The following is a 20,409-nucleotide window of genomic DNA, read 5'->3' as shown; positions in this document are numbered from 1 at the left end:
TGCCGCCCCTTCACACCATTAAAACTAAACTTTTCATAAGAGATTCAATACCAAAATACGTCAAATTTAACTTGTTACAAGAAACTACAAAAATAATATCTATAGCTTTACCTTCTAGCAATTCTAATCTTTTTCTAAAAGCTTCTTTAAAAAGCCTCCTAACACGATTCCTTTTAACAGACCCTCTAAAACTTTTAGAAAAAGTAACAAGAAGTCTAGAATAAATCAAATGATTTGACTTACAAAACATTTTAAGATTAGGATTACTGAATCTAATCAGATTACCTTCTTTGAAAATTTTTTGAATTTCTATTTTTGATTTTAGACTAATATTTCTTTTTTTCATCAGAAACAGTTAATTTTATTCTTCCTTTTGCTCTTCGTCTTGCAAGAATAAGTCTTCCACCTTTGGTTTTCATTCTAGCTCTAAACCCAAATTTTCTATTTCTTTTAACCCGACTAGGCTGATAAGTCCTTTTCAAAACGCTCCTCCATTAAAAACAATTTCCCGCTACTAAGCTGCAAATTGAACACTACCATGGTATAGTATATAAATGCGATTGTCAATAATAATTACTTTACTAAAACCTTTATATCTATTATTTCAATCCCCGTTAATTCTTTTATTGACTTTATTATCTTTGACTTATTGTTCGATATGCTATACAAAATACTTGAATTACCTACTTCAAGAAAAAGAACCTGTCCATTTTTAAAATCTAAAAATTTCACATCATCTGATAAAGCCTGAAAGATCTGATTCCATTTATCAGCAATTAATAATTTTGAACCTATATTTTTATTAACAAGCAAATTAGATTCTAAATATTCTTCAAGAACATTGCCTATTTTTTTAAAAGTAGAATTATTCATAACAATTTTTATACCACAATTCAAAAAATAATATTAAAATAAACCTTAATAATTCACTTTAACCTAAAGACATCGGCATTATCAAGTGCGTAAAATTAAAATTTTCAGGCTCACTCAATTTTAATACATTTCCGGAATTAAACTGTATTTCTATCTTTGAAGTTTCAAAAACACTGATAGCTTCAATAAAATATGAAATATTAATAGCCATAATCTCATCTAATCCATCATACAGATAATTTGGATTTTTAATAAAAAATTCACCTTTTCTCCCGGTAATCAAATCTTCTCCAAGAAGTTTTAATTGGAGCTCAGAAAAAGCTAAAACTAGCTTTTTTGACTTGTCAACATATAAATTAACTCTTGCAAGCCTGTCTTTTAAAATGACTAGCGAAACCAAAGATCTATTTTTCTGCTCCTTAGGTACAATGCTTTTATAATCAGGATAATTACCATTAATTAAACTACAAGCTATTTTATAATTGTCAAATTCAACATAAAATTTTTTATCTGAAGATTTTATTTTAATCGTACCTTCTCCTGACATAAGATGTTTTAAAAAATTAAATATTTTTACAGGAACTATAAAATTTACATCTTCTTCAACTAGAACTTCTGCTTTACAAATAGACATTCTGTGTCCATTAGTAGAAACGAGCAATAATTTGGAATCTTCATCTTTTGTAAAATACACACCATTTAATACATTTTTGGATTCATCAAAATGAGCTGAAAAAGCTATTCTGTTTATTACTTTTTTAAAAGTTTTTTGCTTTATTTCAATTTCAAATGTATAATCTTCATTAATCATATCATAATTGTAATTTTCTATTTCTTCGTATGAAAAGGTAGGCTCTTTTAAATGATCTTCATATTCTTCTTTCTTATCTTTCGATTCTCCCATAATTTCCAATTTATTGTTATTCTCATCAAAAATTATTTTAATCTCCTTGTATAGACTAAATGCTTTTACTGCATCATAAAAATTTGAAGCATTAATTAATACTTTAAAATCTGTTTTTGAAACAATTGGAATTGTACTTTCAAAAAATATATTTCTATCTGTTGATTTAATTATAAGCTTAGATTCTTTTACTTCGATTAGTAATGCGCTCCAAATATCATTCATATTTCTGTTTAGTATTATTCCTTTTGCTTTTTCTATCTCACTTGTAATTTGATTTGTTTCACAAATAAAAAATGTGTTATTTATCATAATGCCTCCTTATATATTTTATTACATTTTATTTTTGCAAACTTTTGTGGTTTTTTATTTTTAATTTTTTTATATATATAATAATAATAGTAGTAAGTCACTGTTTGATTGTTTAATTGTATTTAATATTATATAATATAAAGAAATAAATCGTTAAATTTAGGTCATTTTTTGTTGTAATTTTGATAAATTATTTGTTTCGATTGTTTAAAAGAATTTGTTATTTTTTAATTAAGTTTAATTTTTTTTTATTTTGTTCATAAGCTCTGTGATTAAATTGTTGATTTCTTTGTCATTATTTCTATCTCTATCTATTTTATTTATCGAATAAAGCACTGTTGAATGGGTTTTCCCTCCAATAATTTTTCCGATTTCAACTGTTGATAATTCTGTAAAATTTCTCAAAAGGTATGCATAAATATGCCTGGCTTTTGTTATCTCTGGTTTTTTACTATGCCCCTCAATGTCTTTATGTGCAATTTTAAGCTCTCTTAAAAGTATTTTTTTTATATTTTCGATATTAATTTTATTGTTTGATTTATTGATTGTTTCTTTTTCATAAATTATTATTTCTTTGATTATCTTTTCAACAATATCAATGTCAATTTCTATGTTGTCTAAATCTATATATGCTTTTAGTTTTGTTACAGCAGCTTCAAGGTCTCTTATATTTGTTGTAACTTTTTGGGCAACCAAATTCAATATATTTTTAGGGACTTTTATACCATCCTCTTCTGCTTTTTTTTCAATAATAGCTACCCTGAGTTCAAAATTGGGTTTTGATATATCAACATTTAGTCCTCTTGTGAATCTGCTTTTTAGTCGATCTGTAAAATTTGTAAGTTCAGAAGGAGATCGGTCACATGTAAATACTAATTGTTTATTGTCTTCATAAAGAGCATTAAATGTATGAAAAAGCTCTTCTTGTATGCCTTCTTTTTTTTGTAAATCGTGGATATCATCTATAAGCAACATATCTAAGTATCTATATTTTTTTTTAAATTTTTTTGTTTCGTGTGTTTTTATGCTTTCTACAAACTCATTTAAAAAATTTTCAGCAGTAACGTATAATATTTTAAGGTTATAGTGTAATTCTTCTGTTTTGTTTCCTATGCTTTGAAGCAAATGTGTTTTTCCAAGTCCAACTCCACCGTAAATTAAACACGGATTATATTTTTTCCCAGGATTTTTTGAGATTGCCAAGCTGGCATTGTATGCAAGTTTATTATTTGGCCCTATAATAAAATTTTCAAATGTATATCTTTTTTTAAGAAAGGGGTTTTTAAAATTTGTAGGCTCTTCTTCTTTTTTAATATACATTTTTATATGATCTTTTATATTCTTAATTGGCTCTTTAGATGGCTCTTTAGAGGGTTTATTTTCTTTAAGTTTCCCAAAATTTGGAAAATTGTCATTTAAAGCCGTTTGTTTGCTAAGATAGCTCTTAGGTGGTTGATTTGTAAATTCAATGACTACAGTATTGTAGCCATTTTTTGTAAGAATTTCTTTGATTTTTTTTGTAAATCTTTTTTCTATTTGATTTTTGTGAAATAAATTTGGAGTAGATATTTGGATATTGTTACCCATTGATTCTAAAAAGTACAAATTTTCAAACCAAACATAAAATTCTTCTTCTGAGAGTTCTTTTTTTATTTCTGTCAAAATCAAGCTCCATATATTTTTTGATTTTTCCATTATTTTGTCCTTATTGGTTTTAGCACTATACTTTTAACATTATATAGTATAATGTTAAATTAGGATTCTATCTAAACCGTTTAAAAATTTTTGGGACTTTGTATGTAATAGATATTATTTTTTTTTTAATGTAGAATTTATCTGTATCTAGATTTTGATTAAATGTATGGAAGGTTTATGAATTATGTTGCTAGTAACATTCAGGTCTTAAAAGGACTTGAGGCTGTTAGGAAAAGACCTGGCATGTATATAGGCTCTGTTTCTGTTAATGGGTTACACCATTTGGTTTATGAGGTGGTTGACAATAGCATTGACGAAGCTTTAGCTGGGTTTTGTAATAGAATAGATGTTATTATTAATTTAGATAATACCATAACTGTAGTTGATAATGGGAGAGGAATTCCTACTGATATTCATGAAGAGGAAGGAATTAGCGCTCTTGAACTTGTTTTAACGAAATTACATTCTGGTGGGAAGTTTAATAAAGGTACTTATAAAGTTTCTGGAGGATTGCATGGTGTTGGAATTTCGGTTGTAAATGCCTTGTCTTCGTTTTTAGAGGTTTATATTAATAGGGATGGAAAAATTTTTAGGCAAACTTTTTCAAAAGGCATTCCAACTTCTAAAGTAGAAGTTGTAGGAGAATCTTCTACAACCGGTACTAAAGTTACTTTTTTAGCAGATTCTGAAATTTTTGAAACTTTAGATTATAATTTCGATGTTCTTGAAAAAAGGCTTAAAGAGCTTGCCTTTTTAAATGATAGAATATTTATTTCAATTGAAGATAAAAGATTTGGTAAAGAAAAATCTTCGAGATTTTATTTTGAAGGCGGGATAAAATCTTTTGTAGATGATTTAACTAATGACAGTAAAGCTTTTCAATCGGAACCTTATTATATTGATGGTTTTATTAATGATATTATTGTTAATGTGGGGCTTAAATGGACTGAAAGCTATTCTGATAATATTCTTTCTTTTGTTAATAATATTAATACAAGAGAAGGGGGGACCCATGTTATGGGCTTTAGAAGTGGCCTTACTAAGGCTATGAACGAAGCTTTTAAAAATTCAAAAATAAGTAAAAAAGATATTCCAAATCTTACAGGAGATGATTTTAAAGAGGGACTTACAGCTGTTATTTCTGTGAAAGTTCCAGAACCTCAATTTGAAGGTCAAACAAAGAGTAAGCTTGGTAATTCTGAGATAAAAAAAATAGTTGAGCTTATTGTATATGAGCATTTATTGAAAATTATTAATTTAAATCCTTTAGAGATAGATACTATTCTTGGAAAAGCAATAAAAGCTGCTCGAGCTCGTGAAGCTGCAAGAAAAGCAAGAGAATCGGAAAGAAAAAAAAATGCATTTGAAAGTTTGGCATTGCCGGGGAAATTGGCTGATTGTACTTCTAAAAATCCCTTGGAGAGAGAAATCTATATTGTAGAAGGTGATTCTGCTGGAGGAAGTGCTAAAATGGGCAGAAATAGATTTTTTCAGGCCATTTTGCCATTATGGGGAAAAATGCTTAATGTTGAGAAAACAAGAGAAGATAAGGTAATTACCAATGACAAGCTTATTCCTATAATTGCATCTCTTGGTGCAGGAGTTGGAAAAACTTTTGACATTAGAAAACTTCGTTACCACAAAGTCATTATTATGGCAGATGCTGATGTTGATGGATCTCATATTAGAACGTTGCTTTTAGCTTTTTTCTTTAGATATATGAGGGATTTAATTGAAAATGGTTATATATATATAGCAATGCCCCCTCTTTATAAAATAAAGTATGAGAATCGTGTTTATTATTTTTATGACGAGAAAGAAAAAGAAAAATTTTTAGATTCTATTGAAACTAAAAATCGCAATAGCATTTTCCTTCAAAGATATAAAGGGCTTGGGGAGATGAATCCAACGCAGCTTTGGGAAACGACTATGGATCCTGCTAGAAGAAAAATGAGATTGATAAATATAGATGATGCTGTTGCGGCTGAAAAAATTTTTGTTACTCTTATGGGAGATTTAGTTGAGCCTAGAAAAGAATTTATCGAACAGAATGCACTTAATGTAATTAATCTTGATGTGTAATTGGAGTGGTAATGGCAGTTGGAGAAAATAAAGAACAAATCTTAAATATTAAAATAGAGGATGAAATAAAAACTTCTTATTTGAATTATGCTATGTCAGTTATTGTGTCCAGGGCTCTTCCAGATGTAAGAGACGGTCTTAAACCAGTTCACAGGAGAATTCTTTATTCTATGTATGAGATGGGACTTCGTTCTGATAAAGCTTTTAAAAAATCTGGAAGAATAGTAGGGGATGTTCTTGGAAAATATCATCCTCATGGAGATCAATCAATTTATGATGCGCTTGTAAGACTTGCTCAAGATTTTTCACTTAGATATCCTGTAATACGGGGACAGGGAAATTTTGGATCTATTGACGGAGATCCTCCTGCTGCTATGCGATATACTGAAGCTAAAATGGAAAGAATAGCAGAATATATTGTTAAAGATATAGACAAAGAGACTGTTAATTTTAAGTCTAATTATGACGATTCTTTAAGTGAACCTGAGATTATGCCCTCATCATTTCCATTTCTTTTGGTAAATGGCTCTAGTGGGATTGCTGTTGGAATGGCTACTAACATGGCACCACATAATTTAAGAGAAATTTGTGATGCTATTGTTTATATGTTGGATAATGAAAATGCTTCTATATTTGATTTGATCAAGATAGTTAAAGGCCCTGATTTTCCAACTTTTGGGGAGATTGTTTATAATGATAATTTAATTAGAGCATATAAAACTGGCAAGGGAAGTGTTGTTATTAGGGCAAGGTATCATATTGAAGAAAGAACAGAAGATAGAAATGCTATAATTGTTACAGAAATACCTTATACAGTAAATAAATCTGTACTTCTTATGAAAGTTGCTTTTTTGGCAAAAGAAGAAAAGCTAGAAGGGCTTTTAGATATAAGAGATGAGTCTGATAGAGAAGGCATTAGAATAGTTCTTGAAGTTAAAAGAGGATTTGATCCTCATGTTATTATGAATTTGCTTTATGAATATACTGAATTTAAAAAGCATTTTAGTATAAATAATTTGGCTCTTGTTGATGGTATTCCTAAACAGTTGAATTTAGAAGAATTATTATTTGAATTTATTGAGCATAGAAAAAATATCATCAAAAGACGTATTGAATTTGACTTGAAAAAGGCAAAAGAGAAGGCACATGTTCTTGAAGGATTAAATATTGCTCTAAATAATATAGATGAGGTTATTAAGATTATTAAATCATCTAAATTAGCAAAAGATGCAAAGGAAAAACTCGTTGTGAATTTTAGCCTTTCAGAGATTCAAGCCAATTCAGTCCTTGATATAAAGTTGCAAAAACTTACAACTCTTGAGCTTTTTAAGCTTGAAGAGGAGCTTAATGTACTTTTAAGCTTAATAAAAGATTATGAAGATGTTCTCTTGAATCCAGCAAGGATTATTAATATTATAAGAGAAGAAACTATAAATTTAGGTTTAAAATTTGGCGATGAACGTCGAACTAAAATAATTTATGATGAGGAGGTTTTAAAAACTAGTATGTCGGATTTAATGCAAAAAGAAAATATTGTTGTTATGCTTACAAAGAAAGGTTTCCTTAAAAGACTTTCACAAAATGAGTATAAATTGCAAGGTGCTGGAGGAAAAGGTCTCAGTTCTTTTGATCTTAATGACGGAGATGAGATTGTTATTGCTTTGTGTGTTAATACTCATGATTATTTGTTTATGATTTCAAATGAGGGAAAGCTTTATTTAATAAATGCTTATGAAATAAAAGATTCTTCAAGAGCTTCAAAAGGGCAAAATATTAGTGAGCTTATTAATTTAGGAGATCAGGAAGAAATATTAACTATTAAAAATAGTAAGGATTTTACTAATGATTCCTATTTATTACTTACAACTGCAAGTGGAAAAATAGCTAGATTTGAATCTACAGATTTTAAAACAGTAAAGTCGCGCGGTGTTATTGTTATTAAACTTAATGATAAAGATTTTGTTACAAGTGCAGAGATTGTTTTTAAGGATGAAAAAGTCATTTGTCTTTCTAAAAAGGGTAGTGCATTTATATTTAATTCAAGTGATGTTAGGCTTACTAATAGGGGTACTCAGGGTGTTTGTGGAATGAAATTAAAAGAAGGCGATTTGTTTGTTAAGGTTTTGGCAGTTAGAGAAAATCCTTATCTTTTGATCATTTCTGAAAATGGATATGGAAAAAGATTGAGTGTTTCTAAAATATCTGAGCTTAAAAGAGGAGCCACTGGCTATACTAGTTATAAAAAATCTGATAAAAAAGCGGGTAGTGTTGTTGATGCTATAGCAGTTTCAGAGGATGATGAAATCTTACTTGTAAGTAAACGTTCAAAAGCTTTAAGAACAGTAGCTGGAAAAGTATCTGAACAAGGTAAAGATGCTAGAGGAATTCAAGTATTATTTCTTGATAATGACAGCTTGATTTCTGTTTCAAAATTTATTAAATAAAGAATTGGTTTTTCTTATTTAAGAATGTTCCACGTGGAACATTCTTTTTTTTTATTCTTAAATTGTAATTCAATATTATAACCTGGTAAAATTTTGTGTTGTAGGAGGGTTTAATAAATATGGATGGAGCTTTTAAAATGATAGATATTCAACTTTTAGATATTGATAATGATCAGCCAAGGAAATCTGTTGGTCTTGTTGAATTAGAAGAGTTAAGTATCTCCATAAAGGAAAATGGAATTTTGCAACCCATAATTGTTTGTAAAGCAAATGAGAGATATAAAATAATAGTAGGAGAAAGAAGGTTTAGGGCCGCTAAACTTATTCAGATGACAAGTGTTCCTGTTATTGAGGTTAATATAAAAGAATCTTGTAGGGATTTTATGCCTTTGGTTGAAAATATTCAAAGAGAAAATTTTACGCCTGTTGAAGAGGCCTATGCCTATAAAAATGTAATGAATAAATATTCTTTAACTCAAAAGGATTTGTCTGAAAAAATTGGTAAAAGTAGGGCCTATATTTCAAATTTAGTTAGAATTTTAGATCTTGAACAAGAAATATTAAATGCAGTGCATAGGAAAGAAATTTCTTTTGGACATGCTAAAGTTATTTTATCTTTAAAAGATAAACAAGATAGGTATAATCTTTATTTAATAATACTGAAAAAAAAAATTTCTGTAAGAGACGCAGAAAAATATGTTAAAAATTTTTATAAATCTATAGCAAAAAAAAAGAAACTTGAACAAGATCCTTTTTTGCACAGTATAAAAGAATTTTTATTTGATAAAATTCAAACAAAAATAGATATTAAAGGTAATCAAGATAAGGGAAAAATAGAAATAGAGTATTTTACATCGGGTGATTTAAGAAGAATTGTTTCTTTTTTTGGCCATATTAGTTAAATTTTTTGTATGATTTAAAGATTGTAAAATATTTTTTCTTAATTTCATGATAGTTTTGATTTTTTAGGTATTTATTACAATGCGTAAATTTTTTAAGCTTGTTTTTGAATTATTTAGTTGTTATAAAGAAATCTTGACCTTAAATAAAGCTTAAAATTTATATTTTGTTATTTTTATTGAAATTTAAAATTTAAAAACAATCTTTTATTTTGTAAAATAAACAATAATAATATATATTTTCTTTATATTTATTATTGTAGTTTTAAATTTAGATGGAACTATTTTTAATATATTTTATTTTTTTCTTTATTTCCAAAATAGAATGAAAAAATAATTTTAAGTTTTCTTGGTTTAATTTGTTAAATTCAATATTTTTAAATTCTTTTATATGCTTTAATATAAAATCTAATGTTTCTTTTATATCGTTTTCATATTTTTTATCTTTTTTAATTGATGATTTGTATATATTCTTTAATTGGAAATTTTTTTTATAAATAATTTTAAATTCTTTTAAAGAATTTATTTTACCATTTAAAACTTCGGCTTTTAAAATAGAGGGGCAAGATTTTTTAGATATTTCATATGATAATGATAATGGTAATTTTTCTATAATGAGCTGCTTGTCGGAATTTTCGATAAGCAGATTATACCTTGATATTAAAGCATAAACCTTGTCTTTTTTAAATCCCATACTTTTAAACCATTGATAAAAAAGTCCGTTATATTGATTATTCCCTTTTAATTTGTCTTGAGTGTCTTTGAGTATCTTTCCAATTTTTGTATAAGTGTTATTAAAAATATTGAAAATTTCATATTTCTTTTTTTTTAAAAAATCAGAAATGTCTTTATCTAGCTTATTGTAGTCAAAAGTTCTTTTTTCAATTGAAATAATTTCTTTTTTTTCGGTATTTTCCAAATTATTTGAAGATGTTTCTAATTTTTTCCCCATTAAAAACATTAAAGTTTCTAAATTGTCAGACATAGCTATTCCTCAATTTTGTTTAGTATCTCTTTTGAAAGTTCTAAGAAATCTTTTGCAGCATTGCTTTCTTTGTCATATTCATATACAGGCATTTTTGCTTCTTGAGATTTTGAAATGGTTATATTTTTTCTTATTTTTGTATTTAGAAGCTTTTCTTTAAAAACTTTTTTTAATGAGATTACATATTTTTCTTTACTTTTGTTTCTTATGTCGTATTTGTTTATAAAAACACCCGCAATATCTAAATTTTTATTTATTTGCTTTATGGTATTTATTGTGTCTATTAGTTGATTTATACCTTCAAATGCAAAAAATTCTGTTTCAATTGGTATTAACAAGTAATTGCTTGCAATAAGGGCATTTATAGTCAATATTGAGAGTGTAGGAGGGCAATCGATAATAATGAAATCATATTTATCTTTTTCATACAGTGTTAATGCATTTTTTAAAAAATTTTCTCTTGAAAGTTCATTTATCAATTCTTTTTCGAGTAAGGCTAATTTAATGCTAGATGGAATTATATCTAATCTAAAATGACTTAAAGGCTTGACCTTTATTTTTTTATTAATAAGTTCATAGCTTGAGTTTTCGGGAATATATTCTGAGGTATTTGTTCCGCTAGTAGAGTTTCCTTGTGAATCAATATCTATTAGAAGAATTTTTTTATTAAGCAGAATCATTGAATAAGAAATGTTAATGGCGCTTGTAGTTTTTCCTACGCCTCCTTTTTGATTGATTACAGATATTATTTTCATATAAATTATTCTCTTTTTATTTGGTTTTGTTTTTATATTTTAAAACAAAAATGGTAAAAATAATAATACTTTAAAGTATTATTATTTAATATGTATATTATTCTTTATGAAGCTTGAAAATTTCCTGAATTAAACCATTTTTTATAAAAAATTCTGATATTTTTTGTTTATGTTTTGTTTTAAATTTAATTGAAGTGTTTATTTTGTTTAAAAAGTTTGAATCTATTATTTCTATTTCAAGTTTATTTTTCATTTTTAATAGTGAATTATATTGGTTATAATTTAAATTTAAACTTAGAATTTCTAATTCTTCTTTTTCTATTAGGGGAGCATTCTTAATAACTTCTTTGGCAGACTTGTAGTATGCTTTGATTAATCCTCCTCTACCAAGCAAAGTACCTCCAAAATATCTCAATGTGATTATTAGGGTATCAGTTAAATTATTATGTATTATGGCATCTAATGTGGGCTTTCCAGCCGTTAGATTAGGCTCCCTGTCATCACTCATTCCATTTAGAAATGAGTTCTTGTTCCCAATTCTAAATCCATAAACTATATGTGTAGCATTTTTAAATTTTATTTTATATTTTTTAATAGTTTTATTTATATCTTCTTTTTTTTCAATATTAAAAATATATGAAACAAAGATTGATTTTTTTATTTCAATTTTAGAATTACTATTGTTTTTTGGTATTAATATCATATGGCGTAAGTATACCATCTTTTTAGATATTGCAGTATTTATTGTTTATGTATATTATTAATATTGTTTGTTTTTATTATTGATTATTATAAAGTATGGTCAAAAAAAAGGGGTTTTAAATGATATCAGGATTGAATCCAACATTAAGGTTATTTAAAGATCATAAAATACTTTATTCTAACATGGAAAGGGGATTAAAGCCTCTTTTGGAAGTAGATAATTTTATTAATAAGTATATTCAGAATAAAGAAGGGCTTGAAATTTATGATAAAGTTGTAGGCAAAGCGGCGGCTATTATTATTTATAATATAGGGCTTCAAAATGTTCAGGCTGGGGTTGTTTCTCAGCCGGCAAAGGATTTTTTAGAAAGTAGAGGAATTAAAGTAGTTTATAAAAAATTGGTGGAAAAAATAAATGACAAGGCAGAAAGCTTGATTGAAAGTCTGGAAAATCCCGAAGAGGTTTATAAGTATATGATTAAAAGAGGCATTATAGTTAATAATATGTAAATTATTAAAATAATTAAGTTGTTTTTTAGCTAGCTATGTGACTTTGAATATACGGTGATAATTAGGGCGATGTTGTATATCAATATTATTAAATTTCCCCAATTTAGATAAAAATTGCTTTTATCATGGTTAAAGATCCAAATTCCAGCATAAACACCTAAAAATCCTCCTATAGAAGATGTAAACATAATTAAATTAGGTTCTATTGTATGTTGATTAATTTTGTTTTGATTCTCTTTGGTATCAGATTGTTCAGTAAATTTGCTGTCAATAAAAATCATGGCAAAACCTGCAAGAGTAATGCATAGAAAATAAATTGTAAATATTTTTCTAATTAATGCAAACATAAATTTTCCCTTTCTTTTGACTTCTTAATCATTAATACTTAATGATATAACTAAATGTAATACAAAAGCAAGTATTTTGATAGGCATATAAAATATAGCTTTTAGTTTACTTTGTATTTGGTTATTTAGTGAGCAAAGTATTTTAGATTTTTCTTCTTAAGAAAGATGCTTTTAATATATTCTCAATATATTAATTTTTAGGTTTTGGAGGAATTAAAAGGAGCTATGTTATATATTATTGGTACGCCAATAGGCAATTTAGAAGATATTACTTATAGGGCGATTGATGTTTTAAAATCGGTAAATGTTATCTTTGCAGAAGATACAAGAGTTACTAGTAAGCTTTTGTCGCGATATAAAATTAATAAAAAAATGATTTCTTGCAATTCTGTAACAGAAAATAAGAAGATAAGCTTACTATTGGACTATTTGGCAAAAGGTGATTCTGTTGCTTTTGTTAGTGACGCAGGTACTCCGGGACTTAGTGATCCTGGTAGTCTGTTGGTTGCTGCTGCTTTTAGAGAGGGATACAAAGTTTGTCCAGTTCCTGGAGCAAGTTCTTTTAATGCGATTGTAAGTGTTAATCCTTTTAGAGATAAATCAGTGCTTTTTGAAGGATTTTTACCTAACAAGGGGCTTAAAAGATTTAAAAGAATTTCTGAGCTATATAAAAGAGGTGATGCATTTGTATTGCTTGAATCTGGTCATAGGCTTTTGAAACTGCTTGTTGAAATTTCTTCTGTTAGTTTAGATGCGAAGATTCTTATTGGCCGAGAGATGACAAAAATTTATGAAGAATATCAAATTGGTAATCCTTTAGAATTAAAAAAATATTTTGAATCTAGCAAGGAGAAGATTAAAGGAGAATTTACTATTTTGGTCAGCAGAAGTCGTTTATAGCAAATTTTTTCTATTCAGATTTCAAACTTTATTTATTGTTTGTTTTACCCGATTGATTTATTGTGTTATACTTAAGTTTTAATAGGGGTTTTTATGAAAATTTATTTAGCTTCTCCATTTTTTAACGAAGAGCAAATTAAACTGAGGGATGAGGTTTTGAAATTTCTTGAAGAGTTCAATTTAGATGTATTTTCTCCAGAACATCATGCTGTCAAAAAGATGGGATTACTTGAAAAGGTTGATTATAAATTTGCAAATAGAGACATAAGAGAAAAAGTAAGAGAAATAGATCTAAAAGAGTTGGTTAGCAGCGATATTATTTTAGCCTTGGTTAATTATGTTGATGCAGGTACTGCTTATGAGAGAGGATTTGCTTTTGCTAAGAAAATACCAAGTATAGATTTTTTTAAATATAAACAAGATTCTGATTTTTATAATTTAATGTATAGTGATTGTAATGCGTCTTTTTCTAATTACGAGGATCTTAGAGAGGGAATTTTAACGTTTAAAGAGTTGTGGATTAAATTCAAAGGAGATAATGAAAATTTTAGAACTTTCTTTGATTATTTAAAAGCTAAATTAGGAGATAAGTTAAAAAAAATTCTTACAACTTTGCCTGTTAATGAAAGATGTGGTTGTTAATGTTTTTATCACGGTTAATTGGTGAAATTTATTTTTTTATATTTTGTGTTAATAAAATTAATGCAAAGGTATTGACAATATGATTCTTCTTTTGTTAGAGTATTAAATGTTGAAATGATTATTGGAAGATGAGAGAAGGGAAGAGTTAAGTAAGGTTGAAAGCCAAGCAAAAGAATAAACAAAACTTGTTGATTTTTTAAAATAAAAAGTAAGAATAACGAAGAGTTTGATCCTGGCTTAGAACTAACGCTGGCAGTGCGTCTTAAGCATGCAAGTCAAACGGGATGTAGTAATACATTCAGTGGCGAACGGGTGAGTAACGCGTGGATGATCTACCTATGAGATGGGGATAACTATTAGAAATAGTAGCTAATACCGAATAAGGTCAATTAATTTGTTAATTGATGAAAGGAAGCCTTAAAGCTTCGCTTGTAGATGAGTCTGCGTCTTATTAGTTAGTTGGTGGGGTAAATGCCTACCAAGGCGATGATAAGTAACCGGCCTGAGAGGGTGAACGGTCACACTGGAACTGAGATACGGTCCAGACTCCTACGGGAGGCAGCAGCTAAGAATCTTCCGCAATGGGCGAAAGCCTGACGGAGCGACACTGCGTGAATGAAGAAGGTCGAAAGATTGTAAAATTCTTTTATAAATGAGGAATAAGCTTTGTAGGAAATGACAAGGTGATGACGTTAATTTATGAATAAGCCCCGGCTAATTACGTGCCAGCAGCCGCGGTAATACGTAAGGGGCGAGCGTTGTTCGGGATTATTGGGCGTAAAGGGTGAGTAGGCGGATGTATAAGTCTATGCATAAAATACCACGGCTCAACTGTGGAGCTATGTTGGAAACTATATGTCTAGAGTCTGATAGAGGAAGTTAGAATTCCTGGTGTAAGGGTGGAATCTGTTGATATCAGGAAGAATACCGGAGGCGAAGGCGAACTTCTGGGTCAAGACTGACGCTGAGTCACGAAAGCGTAGGGAGCAAACAGGATTAGATACCCTGGTAGTCTACGCTGTAAACGATGCACACTTGGTGTTAACTAAAAGTTAGTACCGAAGCTAACGTGTTAAGTGTGCCGCCTGGGGAGTATGCTCGCAAGAGTGAAACTCAAAGGAATTGACGGGGGCCCGCACAAGCGGTGGAGCATGTGGTTTAATTCGATGATACGCGAGGAACCTTACCAGGGCTTGACATATATAGGATATAGTTAGAGATAATTATTCCCCGTTTGGGGCCTATATACAGGTGCTGCATGGTTGTCGTCAGCTCGTGCTGTGAGGTGTTGGGTTAAGTCCCGCAACGAGCGCAACCCTTGTTATCTGTTACCAGCATGTAATGGTGGGGACTCAGATAAGACTGCCGGTGATAAGTCGGAGGAAGGTGAGGATGACGTCAAATCATCATGGCCCTTATGTCCTGGGCTACACACGTGCTACAATGGCCTGTACAAAGCGAAGCGAAACAGTGATGTGAAGCAAAACGCATAAAGCAGGTCTCAGTCCGGATTGAAGTCTGAAACTCGACTTCATGAAGTTGGAATCGCTAGTAATCGTATATCAGAATGATACGGTGAATACGTTCTCGGGCCTTGTACACACCGCCCGTCACACCACCCGAGTTGAGGATACCCGAAGCTATTATTCTAACCCGTAAGGGAGGAAGGTATTTAAGGTATGTTTAGTGAGGGGGGTGAAGTCGTAACAAGGTAGCCGTACTGGAAAGTGCGGCTGGATCACCTCCTTTCTAAGAGAAAGGTAGATTAAGGCTAATTCCATTAACTCTTCTCTACTCTTTTCTTTTTATAAAAGAGTTTTTGAAACTAGAATTATTTTCATAAGTTTAAGATAAATTTTTGCATTTAGTTTTTTATTAATGATATTAAAGGATTTTATTTAACTTAAGCTTCAATTTAGATTGATTGGGGGTTTAGCTCAGTTGGCTAGAGCATCGGCTTTGCAAGCCGAGGGTCAAGGGTTCGAGTCCCTTAACCTCCATTAGGCATCTTATTTAGATTAAGGTTAAGTGGGTTACGGGATAGGTTTTTTAAAGGTTAAAATAATTATTAGAAGAGCCAAGACAGAATAAAAGAGTTAGGTAGAATTAGAGATCAAACAAAAGAGTAAGTAAGGACTGTTTATTTTTTAAATAAAAACAATGAAGAGTTTAGTTTTGTGGCAGAGTTAACTTTATTAGTTTATTAAAGCATATAAAGCAACAGGATTTAGTAGATAATGGGCGATTTATTTATGAAATGGGAATAGTTACTAAAAATAGTAGTCGATATTAAGTAAGTTCAATTAGCTGGATTTATTAATCGATGAAAGGAAGCCGTTAAAGTTTTGTCTGTAAATGAGTTTATATCTATTAGGTGCTTAGCTAAGTAATAGTTTACTAAGGTTATGATGGAATTGATACACGATTCGGACAGATTTCTATGGGAAGCAGAAGCTAAGAATCTTTTAAAATGGGTGAAATTTTGATAGAGTGGCGTTGTGTAAATGTAGAGGGCCTACTCGTAAAGTTTTTTATAAATAAGGAATAAGTTTTGTAGGAAATAATAAAGTGATGATGTTAATTCATGAATAAGCTCTAGCTAATTACGTGCCATCAGCCGCGGAGATACTTGGGGCAGGCCTTGTTTGGGATTATTGAGTGTAAAGGATAAGTGGTCAGACATATAAGTCGAAGCATAAAATGCTAAAGCTCAACTGTTTTGCTATGTTAAAAATTATATATCTAGAACTTGATAGAGAAAGTTGTAATTTTTTGTGTAGGGGGGAGAAATCTGTTGATATCAGGAAGAATGTCAGAGGCTAATGCGTAGGAAGCAAATAAGATTAAATTTCTCCTGTAGTTTGCGCTGTAGGCGATGCACATTTTTTGTTAATTAAAAGTTAGTGTCAAGCCTGACGTGTTAAGTGTGCCGCCTGGGCAGTATACTTGCAAGAGTATAGCCTAAAAGGAATTGACCGGGGGAGCTGACTTCTCTGCAATTTGTAGAGCATGAGGTTTAATTCGAGGATGTGTCAGGAATATTGTCACAGCTAGGTATATATAAGATATAGTTGGGGATAATTATTTCCTGTTTTTGGTCTACATACAAGTGCTGCATGGTTGTTGCCTGCTTATGTTTGGAGGTTTTCTAGTTTAAGTTCTCGCAACGGGGAGTTCTATCCTTGTTATTTGTTGCCAGTATGTAATGGCTGGGCTTTATATAAGGTTGCTTGTGATAAGTCGAAGTATATTTTAATGACTTCAAATTAACACGCCTTTTATGTTCTAGGCTGGGCTAAATACATGTCACAATGGTCTGTGCAAATCGAAGTAAAACAGAGATGTGAAGTAAAATGCATAAAGCGGGTCTTAGTTTGGATTAAATTTAGGCCCAACTTTATGAAGTTGGGATTGTTATTAATTGCATATCAGAATGATACGGGGAATATATTCTTGGGCTTTGTGCGCTTTTGCCACACCATCTGAGTTTATGGTATGCTTAAGGCTATTATTCTAATCCGTAAGGGGGGAGGAAAGTCTTTAAGATGTGTTTATTGAGGAGGAGTGAGGGTTGTAACAAGGTGGAGTCGTATTGGAAAGTGCTGTTAGAGCTCTTCCTTTTTAATCGAAAAAAATAAATTAAAGTCAATAATACTTGACTTTAATTTATTTTTTTCGATTAAAAAGTTTTTGGAATCAAAATAAAAATATAGTTTGAGTTTTATAAAAAATAAATATTTAGTAAGTGCTTGGGATTATATAGTTTTAAATTAAAATTATATTAGAAATATGTCTCAATTTAAAATGAACCAAATGTTTTGTTGTTCTTACTAATTATAGCTTAAGGTGGCATTGCAACATTTATAATAACAGAATACATTGGGACCAGGATGAGTTGAACATCCGACCTCAGGTTTATCAGACCTGCGCTCTAACCACCTGAGCTATGATCCCTTAAGTACATTAATTCTTTACAAATTTTATTTTAATCTTTTGACTTTGTCAATATCTCTTATGTCTTTTTAAGATGTAAGAGATATTGTATATAGTTTGCAATTTTTTATATATTTATCAATATTTGCTATTTTACATATGTGTTTTATAAGATTTTGTGATTTTATTTTGATTATTTAAAAGATTATTGCAAATTAATATCAGGTTTTTATATTGAAATTGTAGTATTTTATTGCTTTGTTATTGGGAGCAAATTTTAATTTTTTTTAAATCTTAATATTTTTTCTTTATTCTACTTTTCCAAAAAATTTAAATAAAGAAAAAATACTACTTTTGTTTTAGAGGCTTTCAGAATCATCTTGGGAGATATATTTAAAAGGCAAAAATATTTTTTATTAATCGATAGATCAGTTTAATAAATTTTTTATAAAATATATTTTATTTTTGCTGATTGGATATTTTAGATTAATATTTTTATATAAGCCTATTTAAGTCTGATCAGTTCAACTTTTTAATCCGATTTTTCAAAAAATGCAAAACATTTTATTAGTAGGTATTTGTAATTGGAAAAATCTATAAAAACATACTTCAAGAATTAATTTTTATTAATAGATGGTAATTAGACCTTTTAGCTAATTTTATATTATCAATTAATCTTTTTAAGAATTTATTATTGAAAGTTTTTCATATAAGTAGGTCTAAAAAATATGATTTTATGTAATTTTTAATTTTTTGTTCTTTAATAAAGAGAATTTATTAACTAGCTAAGAATTTGATTAAGATATTTATTTATCGGGTAAGTCATTTTAGTTTTTATTATTATTATCTTGTTTTAAAATGGGGTTTATGGATCGATATTTTTTTTTACAAGATGCTATTACTGTTGCAAAATTATTGCTTGGCAATTTATTGATCAGAAAGATTAATAAAAAGGAAATAGTTGTCAGAATTGTTGAAACGGAAGCTTATATGGGAGTAATAGATAGCGCCTGTCATTCTTATGGCGGCAAGAGAACAAATCGCACAAATGCTATGTATAGCATGGGAGGATATTCTTATGTGTATATAATATATGGCATGCACCATATGTTTAACATTGTGACTGCGGATAAAAATAATCCCCAAGCCGTTTTAATTAGGAGTGTAGAGCCTATTTCTCCATTATTAGAGAATAAAAGCATTCTTACTAATGGTCCTGGCAAACTTACAAAATTTTTAAACATTGATTTAGCCTTTAATGAAGTTGATCTTATTGGAAATAGTGAGCTTTTTTTACAAAGAGGTTTGAATCTAGATTTTAATATAGTTTGTTCAAAAAGAATAAATATTAATTATGCGCAAGAGGTTGATATAAACAAGCTTTGGAGATTTTATATTAAAGATAATAAATTTGTTTCAAGGCATTAATTTCCATTTAAATAATGTTTTTAAAAAATTTCAAAAAACATATTGTTATTAAACTCGATTATTGTATGATTAAGATCAATTTATTGAGAATAAATTGTTTATGATGTTATATCATACAAGAGAGATTTATATATGAATTCTAATTATAAAAAATATAAAATGCTAGTTTTTGATCTTGATGGCACTTTATTGAATAATAGTCATGAGATTAGTTTTCTGACACTTGAGGTTCTTTTCACCTTAGGAAAAGATTTTAAAATAGTTATTGCAACTGGTAGAAGGTTGATTGAGTTTAGGAATATCAGGAATCAATTAAAAGAAAGCAATATTAGCGAAAATTATCTTGTAACGGCTAATGGAGCTGAAGTGTTTTTGAAAGAAAATTTAATTTTTAGATATGCAATGAGTTATGACTTAGTAAAAGAAATTCTCAAGATACAAAAAGACAATGTTGATGTTAATCTTTATGCTTTTGATACTTGGTATTCTGATTCAGATGTTAGAAGCCCTATTATGAAACATTTTGTTAAGGATTTGGGTTTAAATGTTGTGATTAGAGATTTGACTAAATTAGATGTTGATTCTATTTCTAAAATTGTTTATCATTGCAACGATTTGGCAACTCTTAATAAACTTGATAATGAAATTAGGGGCAAAGATTTTCAAGACATAAGAGTGTTTTTTTCTTTTAAGGATTTATTAGAAGTTACCAATATTAATGCTAATAAATATAATGCTATTAAAAATATTGCTTTTCTTGAAAACATTTCATTGTGTGATGTTTTAGCCTTTGGAGACAATAACAATGATTATGAGATGCTTAAAAATCTTGGCAAGGGGATTTTAATGAAAAATGCCAATGAATTTCTTAAAATTAATTTAGCAAATAATGAAATAACAAAATTTAGTAATAATGAGGATGGTGTTGCTAGATTTTTAATTGATTTTTTTGAGCTTGATATTAAATATAAATAATTTATATCTGAATGTTTAGTGTA

The 20,409-nt window shown here is 28.9% G+C and carries 17 protein-coding genes, 2 tRNA genes and 2 rRNA genes; 11 read left to right on the top strand and 10 right to left on the bottom strand.

Annotation, left to right across the window (positions count from 1 at the left end):
• Positions 1-10: 10 nt before the first annotated feature.
• The 5 genes from rnpA to dnaA all read right to left on the bottom strand — a co-directional run bounded on the left by rnpA (position 11) and on the right by dnaA (position 3,784).
• Entirely contained in the window at positions 11-346 is a 336-nt protein-coding gene (gene rnpA, locus QIA31_RS02725) for a ribonuclease P protein component (protein WP_151060093.1), read from the bottom strand.
• Entirely contained in the window at positions 327-482 is a 156-nt protein-coding gene (gene rpmH / locus QIA31_RS02720) for a 50S ribosomal protein L34 (protein WP_004791483.1), read from the bottom strand. The genes rnpA and rpmH overlap by 20 nt, the downstream gene beginning before the upstream one ends.
• Before the next feature lie 91 nt (positions 483-573).
• Positions 574-873 (bottom strand): hypothetical protein, encoded by a 300-nt coding sequence (locus QIA31_RS02715; protein WP_301394155.1) that lies wholly within the window; start codon positions 871-873, stop codon positions 574-576.
• Between the two features lie 58 nt (positions 874-931).
• Entirely contained in the window at positions 932-2,089 is a 1,158-nt protein-coding gene (dnaN, locus tag QIA31_RS02710; protein ID WP_301394154.1) for a DNA polymerase III subunit beta, read from the bottom strand.
• A 237-nt stretch (positions 2,090-2,326) separates the two neighbouring features.
• Positions 2,327-3,784 (bottom strand): chromosomal replication initiator protein DnaA, encoded by a 1,458-nt coding sequence (dnaA, locus tag QIA31_RS02705; RefSeq protein ID WP_301394153.1) that lies wholly within the window; start codon positions 3,782-3,784, stop codon positions 2,327-2,329.
• A gap of 177 nt (positions 3,785-3,961) precedes the next feature.
• Between dnaA and gyrB the strand changes: the two genes are divergently transcribed.
• The 3 genes from gyrB (at position 3,962) to QIA31_RS02690 (ending at position 9,212) form a co-directional block, all read left to right on the top strand.
• Complete coding sequence (gene gyrB / locus QIA31_RS02700; protein ID WP_301394152.1) at positions 3,962-5,866, top strand: DNA topoisomerase (ATP-hydrolyzing) subunit B; 1,905 nt, start codon at positions 3,962-3,964, stop codon at positions 5,864-5,866.
• Positions 5,867-5,877: 11 nt separating this feature from the next.
• On the top strand, positions 5,878-8,310 hold the full coding sequence (gene gyrA, locus QIA31_RS02695; RefSeq protein WP_301394151.1) for a DNA topoisomerase (ATP-hydrolyzing) subunit A: 2,433 nt from the start codon (positions 5,878-5,880) through the stop codon (positions 8,308-8,310).
• Between the two features lie 119 nt (positions 8,311-8,429).
• Positions 8,430-9,212 (top strand): ParB/RepB/Spo0J family partition protein, encoded by a 783-nt coding sequence (locus tag QIA31_RS02690; protein WP_301394150.1) that lies wholly within the window; start codon positions 8,430-8,432, stop codon positions 9,210-9,212.
• A gap of 268 nt (positions 9,213-9,480) precedes the next feature.
• Here QIA31_RS02690 and QIA31_RS02685 read toward each other — a convergent pair whose 3' ends face one another.
• The 3 genes from QIA31_RS02685 to QIA31_RS02675 all read right to left on the bottom strand — a co-directional run bounded on the left by QIA31_RS02685 (position 9,481) and on the right by QIA31_RS02675 (position 11,652).
• The gene (locus tag QIA31_RS02685; RefSeq protein ID WP_301394149.1) at positions 9,481-10,194 is read right to left on the bottom strand and encodes a hypothetical protein; all 714 of its coding nucleotides are present in this window, start codon (positions 10,192-10,194) and stop codon (positions 9,481-9,483) included.
• Positions 10,195-10,196: 2 nt separating this feature from the next.
• Positions 10,197-10,949, bottom strand: coding sequence for a ParA family protein (locus QIA31_RS02680; RefSeq protein ID WP_301394148.1), 753 nt, complete (start codon positions 10,947-10,949; stop codon positions 10,197-10,199).
• A 97-nt stretch (positions 10,950-11,046) separates the two neighbouring features.
• Positions 11,047-11,652: a YigZ family protein gene (locus QIA31_RS02675; RefSeq protein WP_301394147.1), complete on the bottom strand. Its 606-nt coding sequence runs from the start codon at positions 11,650-11,652 to the stop codon at positions 11,047-11,049.
• A 119-nt stretch (positions 11,653-11,771) separates the two neighbouring features.
• On the opposite strand from QIA31_RS02675, the gene QIA31_RS02670 reads away from it, so the two are divergent.
• A complete protein-coding gene (locus QIA31_RS02670; protein ID WP_301394146.1) occupies positions 11,772-12,161 on the top strand; it encodes a DUF1893 domain-containing protein in 390 nt (129 codons plus the stop codon).
• Positions 12,162-12,190: 29 nt separating this feature from the next.
• Here QIA31_RS02670 and QIA31_RS02665 read toward each other — a convergent pair whose 3' ends face one another.
• Positions 12,191-12,508: a hypothetical protein gene (locus QIA31_RS02665; protein ID WP_301394145.1), complete on the bottom strand. Its 318-nt coding sequence runs from the start codon at positions 12,506-12,508 to the stop codon at positions 12,191-12,193.
• Between the two features lie 225 nt (positions 12,509-12,733).
• On the opposite strand from QIA31_RS02665, the gene rsmI reads away from it, so the two are divergent.
• From rsmI to QIA31_RS02640, 5 genes are all read left to right on the top strand, one after another.
• Positions 12,734-13,408 (top strand): 16S rRNA (cytidine(1402)-2'-O)-methyltransferase, encoded by a 675-nt coding sequence (gene rsmI, locus QIA31_RS02660; RefSeq protein ID WP_301394144.1) that lies wholly within the window; start codon positions 12,734-12,736, stop codon positions 13,406-13,408.
• A 93-nt stretch (positions 13,409-13,501) separates the two neighbouring features.
• Complete coding sequence (locus QIA31_RS02655) at positions 13,502-14,050, top strand: nucleoside 2-deoxyribosyltransferase (protein ID WP_301394143.1); 549 nt, start codon at positions 13,502-13,504, stop codon at positions 14,048-14,050.
• 214 nt (positions 14,051-14,264) lie between these two features.
• Positions 14,265-15,799: ribosomal RNA gene (locus QIA31_RS02650) — 16S ribosomal RNA — on the top strand.
• Between the two features lie 177 nt (positions 15,800-15,976).
• Positions 15,977-16,050, top strand: a tRNA-Ala gene (locus QIA31_RS02645).
• Between the two features lie 157 nt (positions 16,051-16,207).
• Positions 16,208-17,671 (top strand): 16S ribosomal RNA (locus QIA31_RS02640).
• A gap of 259 nt (positions 17,672-17,930) precedes the next feature.
• On the opposite strand, the gene QIA31_RS02635 is transcribed toward QIA31_RS02640, so the two are convergent.
• A tRNA-Ile gene (locus QIA31_RS02635) sits at positions 17,931-18,004 on the bottom strand.
• Positions 18,005-18,850: 846 nt separating this feature from the next.
• Between QIA31_RS02635 and QIA31_RS02630 the strand changes: the two genes are divergently transcribed.
• Positions 18,851-19,411 carry a DNA-3-methyladenine glycosylase gene (locus QIA31_RS02630; protein ID WP_301385639.1) on the top strand — a complete coding sequence of 187 codons (561 nt, stop codon included), beginning with the start codon at positions 18,851-18,853 and terminating at the stop codon, positions 19,409-19,411.
• Between the two features lie 132 nt (positions 19,412-19,543).
• On the top strand, positions 19,544-20,386 hold the full coding sequence (locus QIA31_RS02625; protein WP_301394142.1) for a Cof-type HAD-IIB family hydrolase: 843 nt from the start codon (positions 19,544-19,546) through the stop codon (positions 20,384-20,386).
• The last annotated feature ends 23 nt before the right edge of the window (positions 20,387-20,409 follow it).

Origin of the sequence: [Borrelia] turdi, from assembly GCF_030439285.2 — a bacterium.
In the GTDB taxonomy this organism is placed as follows: Bacteria; Spirochaetota; Spirochaetia; order Borreliales; family Borreliaceae; genus Borreliella; species Borreliella turdi.
The sequence above is the reverse complement of the archived record's forward strand: the minus strand, read 5'-3'. Positions and strand labels throughout refer to the sequence as shown.

Excerpts from the sequence above, each read along its gene's own strand:
- rnpA (WP_151060093.1), bottom strand. The coding sequence starts at position 346 with ATGAAAAAAAGAAATATTAGTCTAAAATCAAAAATAGAAATTCAAAAA.
- QIA31_RS02715 (WP_301394155.1), bottom strand. The coding sequence starts at position 873 with ATGAATAATTCTACTTTTAAAAAAATAGGCAATGTTCTTGAAGAATAT.
- dnaN (WP_301394154.1), bottom strand. The coding sequence starts at position 2,089 with ATGATAAATAACACATTTTTTATTTGTGAAACAAATCAAATTACAAGT.
- dnaA (WP_301394153.1), bottom strand. The coding sequence starts at position 3,784 with ATGGAAAAATCAAAAAATATATGGAGCTTGATTTTGACAGAAATAAAA.
- gyrB (WP_301394152.1), top strand. The coding sequence starts at position 3,962 with ATGAATTATGTTGCTAGTAACATTCAGGTCTTAAAAGGACTTGAGGCT.
- gyrA (WP_301394151.1), top strand. The coding sequence starts at position 5,878 with ATGGCAGTTGGAGAAAATAAAGAACAAATCTTAAATATTAAAATAGAG.
- QIA31_RS02690 (WP_301394150.1), top strand. The coding sequence starts at position 8,430 with ATGGATGGAGCTTTTAAAATGATAGATATTCAACTTTTAGATATTGAT.
- QIA31_RS02685 (WP_301394149.1), bottom strand. The coding sequence starts at position 10,194 with ATGTCTGACAATTTAGAAACTTTAATGTTTTTAATGGGGAAAAAATTA.
- QIA31_RS02680 (WP_301394148.1), bottom strand. The coding sequence starts at position 10,949 with ATGAAAATAATATCTGTAATCAATCAAAAAGGAGGCGTAGGAAAAACT.
- QIA31_RS02675 (WP_301394147.1), bottom strand. The coding sequence starts at position 11,652 with ATGATATTAATACCAAAAAACAATAGTAATTCTAAAATTGAAATAAAA.
- QIA31_RS02670 (WP_301394146.1), top strand. The coding sequence starts at position 11,772 with ATGATATCAGGATTGAATCCAACATTAAGGTTATTTAAAGATCATAAA.
- QIA31_RS02665 (WP_301394145.1), bottom strand. The coding sequence starts at position 12,508 with ATGTTTGCATTAATTAGAAAAATATTTACAATTTATTTTCTATGCATT.
- rsmI (WP_301394144.1), top strand. The coding sequence starts at position 12,734 with ATGTTATATATTATTGGTACGCCAATAGGCAATTTAGAAGATATTACT.
- QIA31_RS02655 (WP_301394143.1), top strand. The coding sequence starts at position 13,502 with ATGAAAATTTATTTAGCTTCTCCATTTTTTAACGAAGAGCAAATTAAA.
- QIA31_RS02630 (WP_301385639.1), top strand. The coding sequence starts at position 18,851 with ATGGATCGATATTTTTTTTTACAAGATGCTATTACTGTTGCAAAATTA.
- QIA31_RS02625 (WP_301394142.1), top strand. The coding sequence starts at position 19,544 with ATGAATTCTAATTATAAAAAATATAAAATGCTAGTTTTTGATCTTGAT.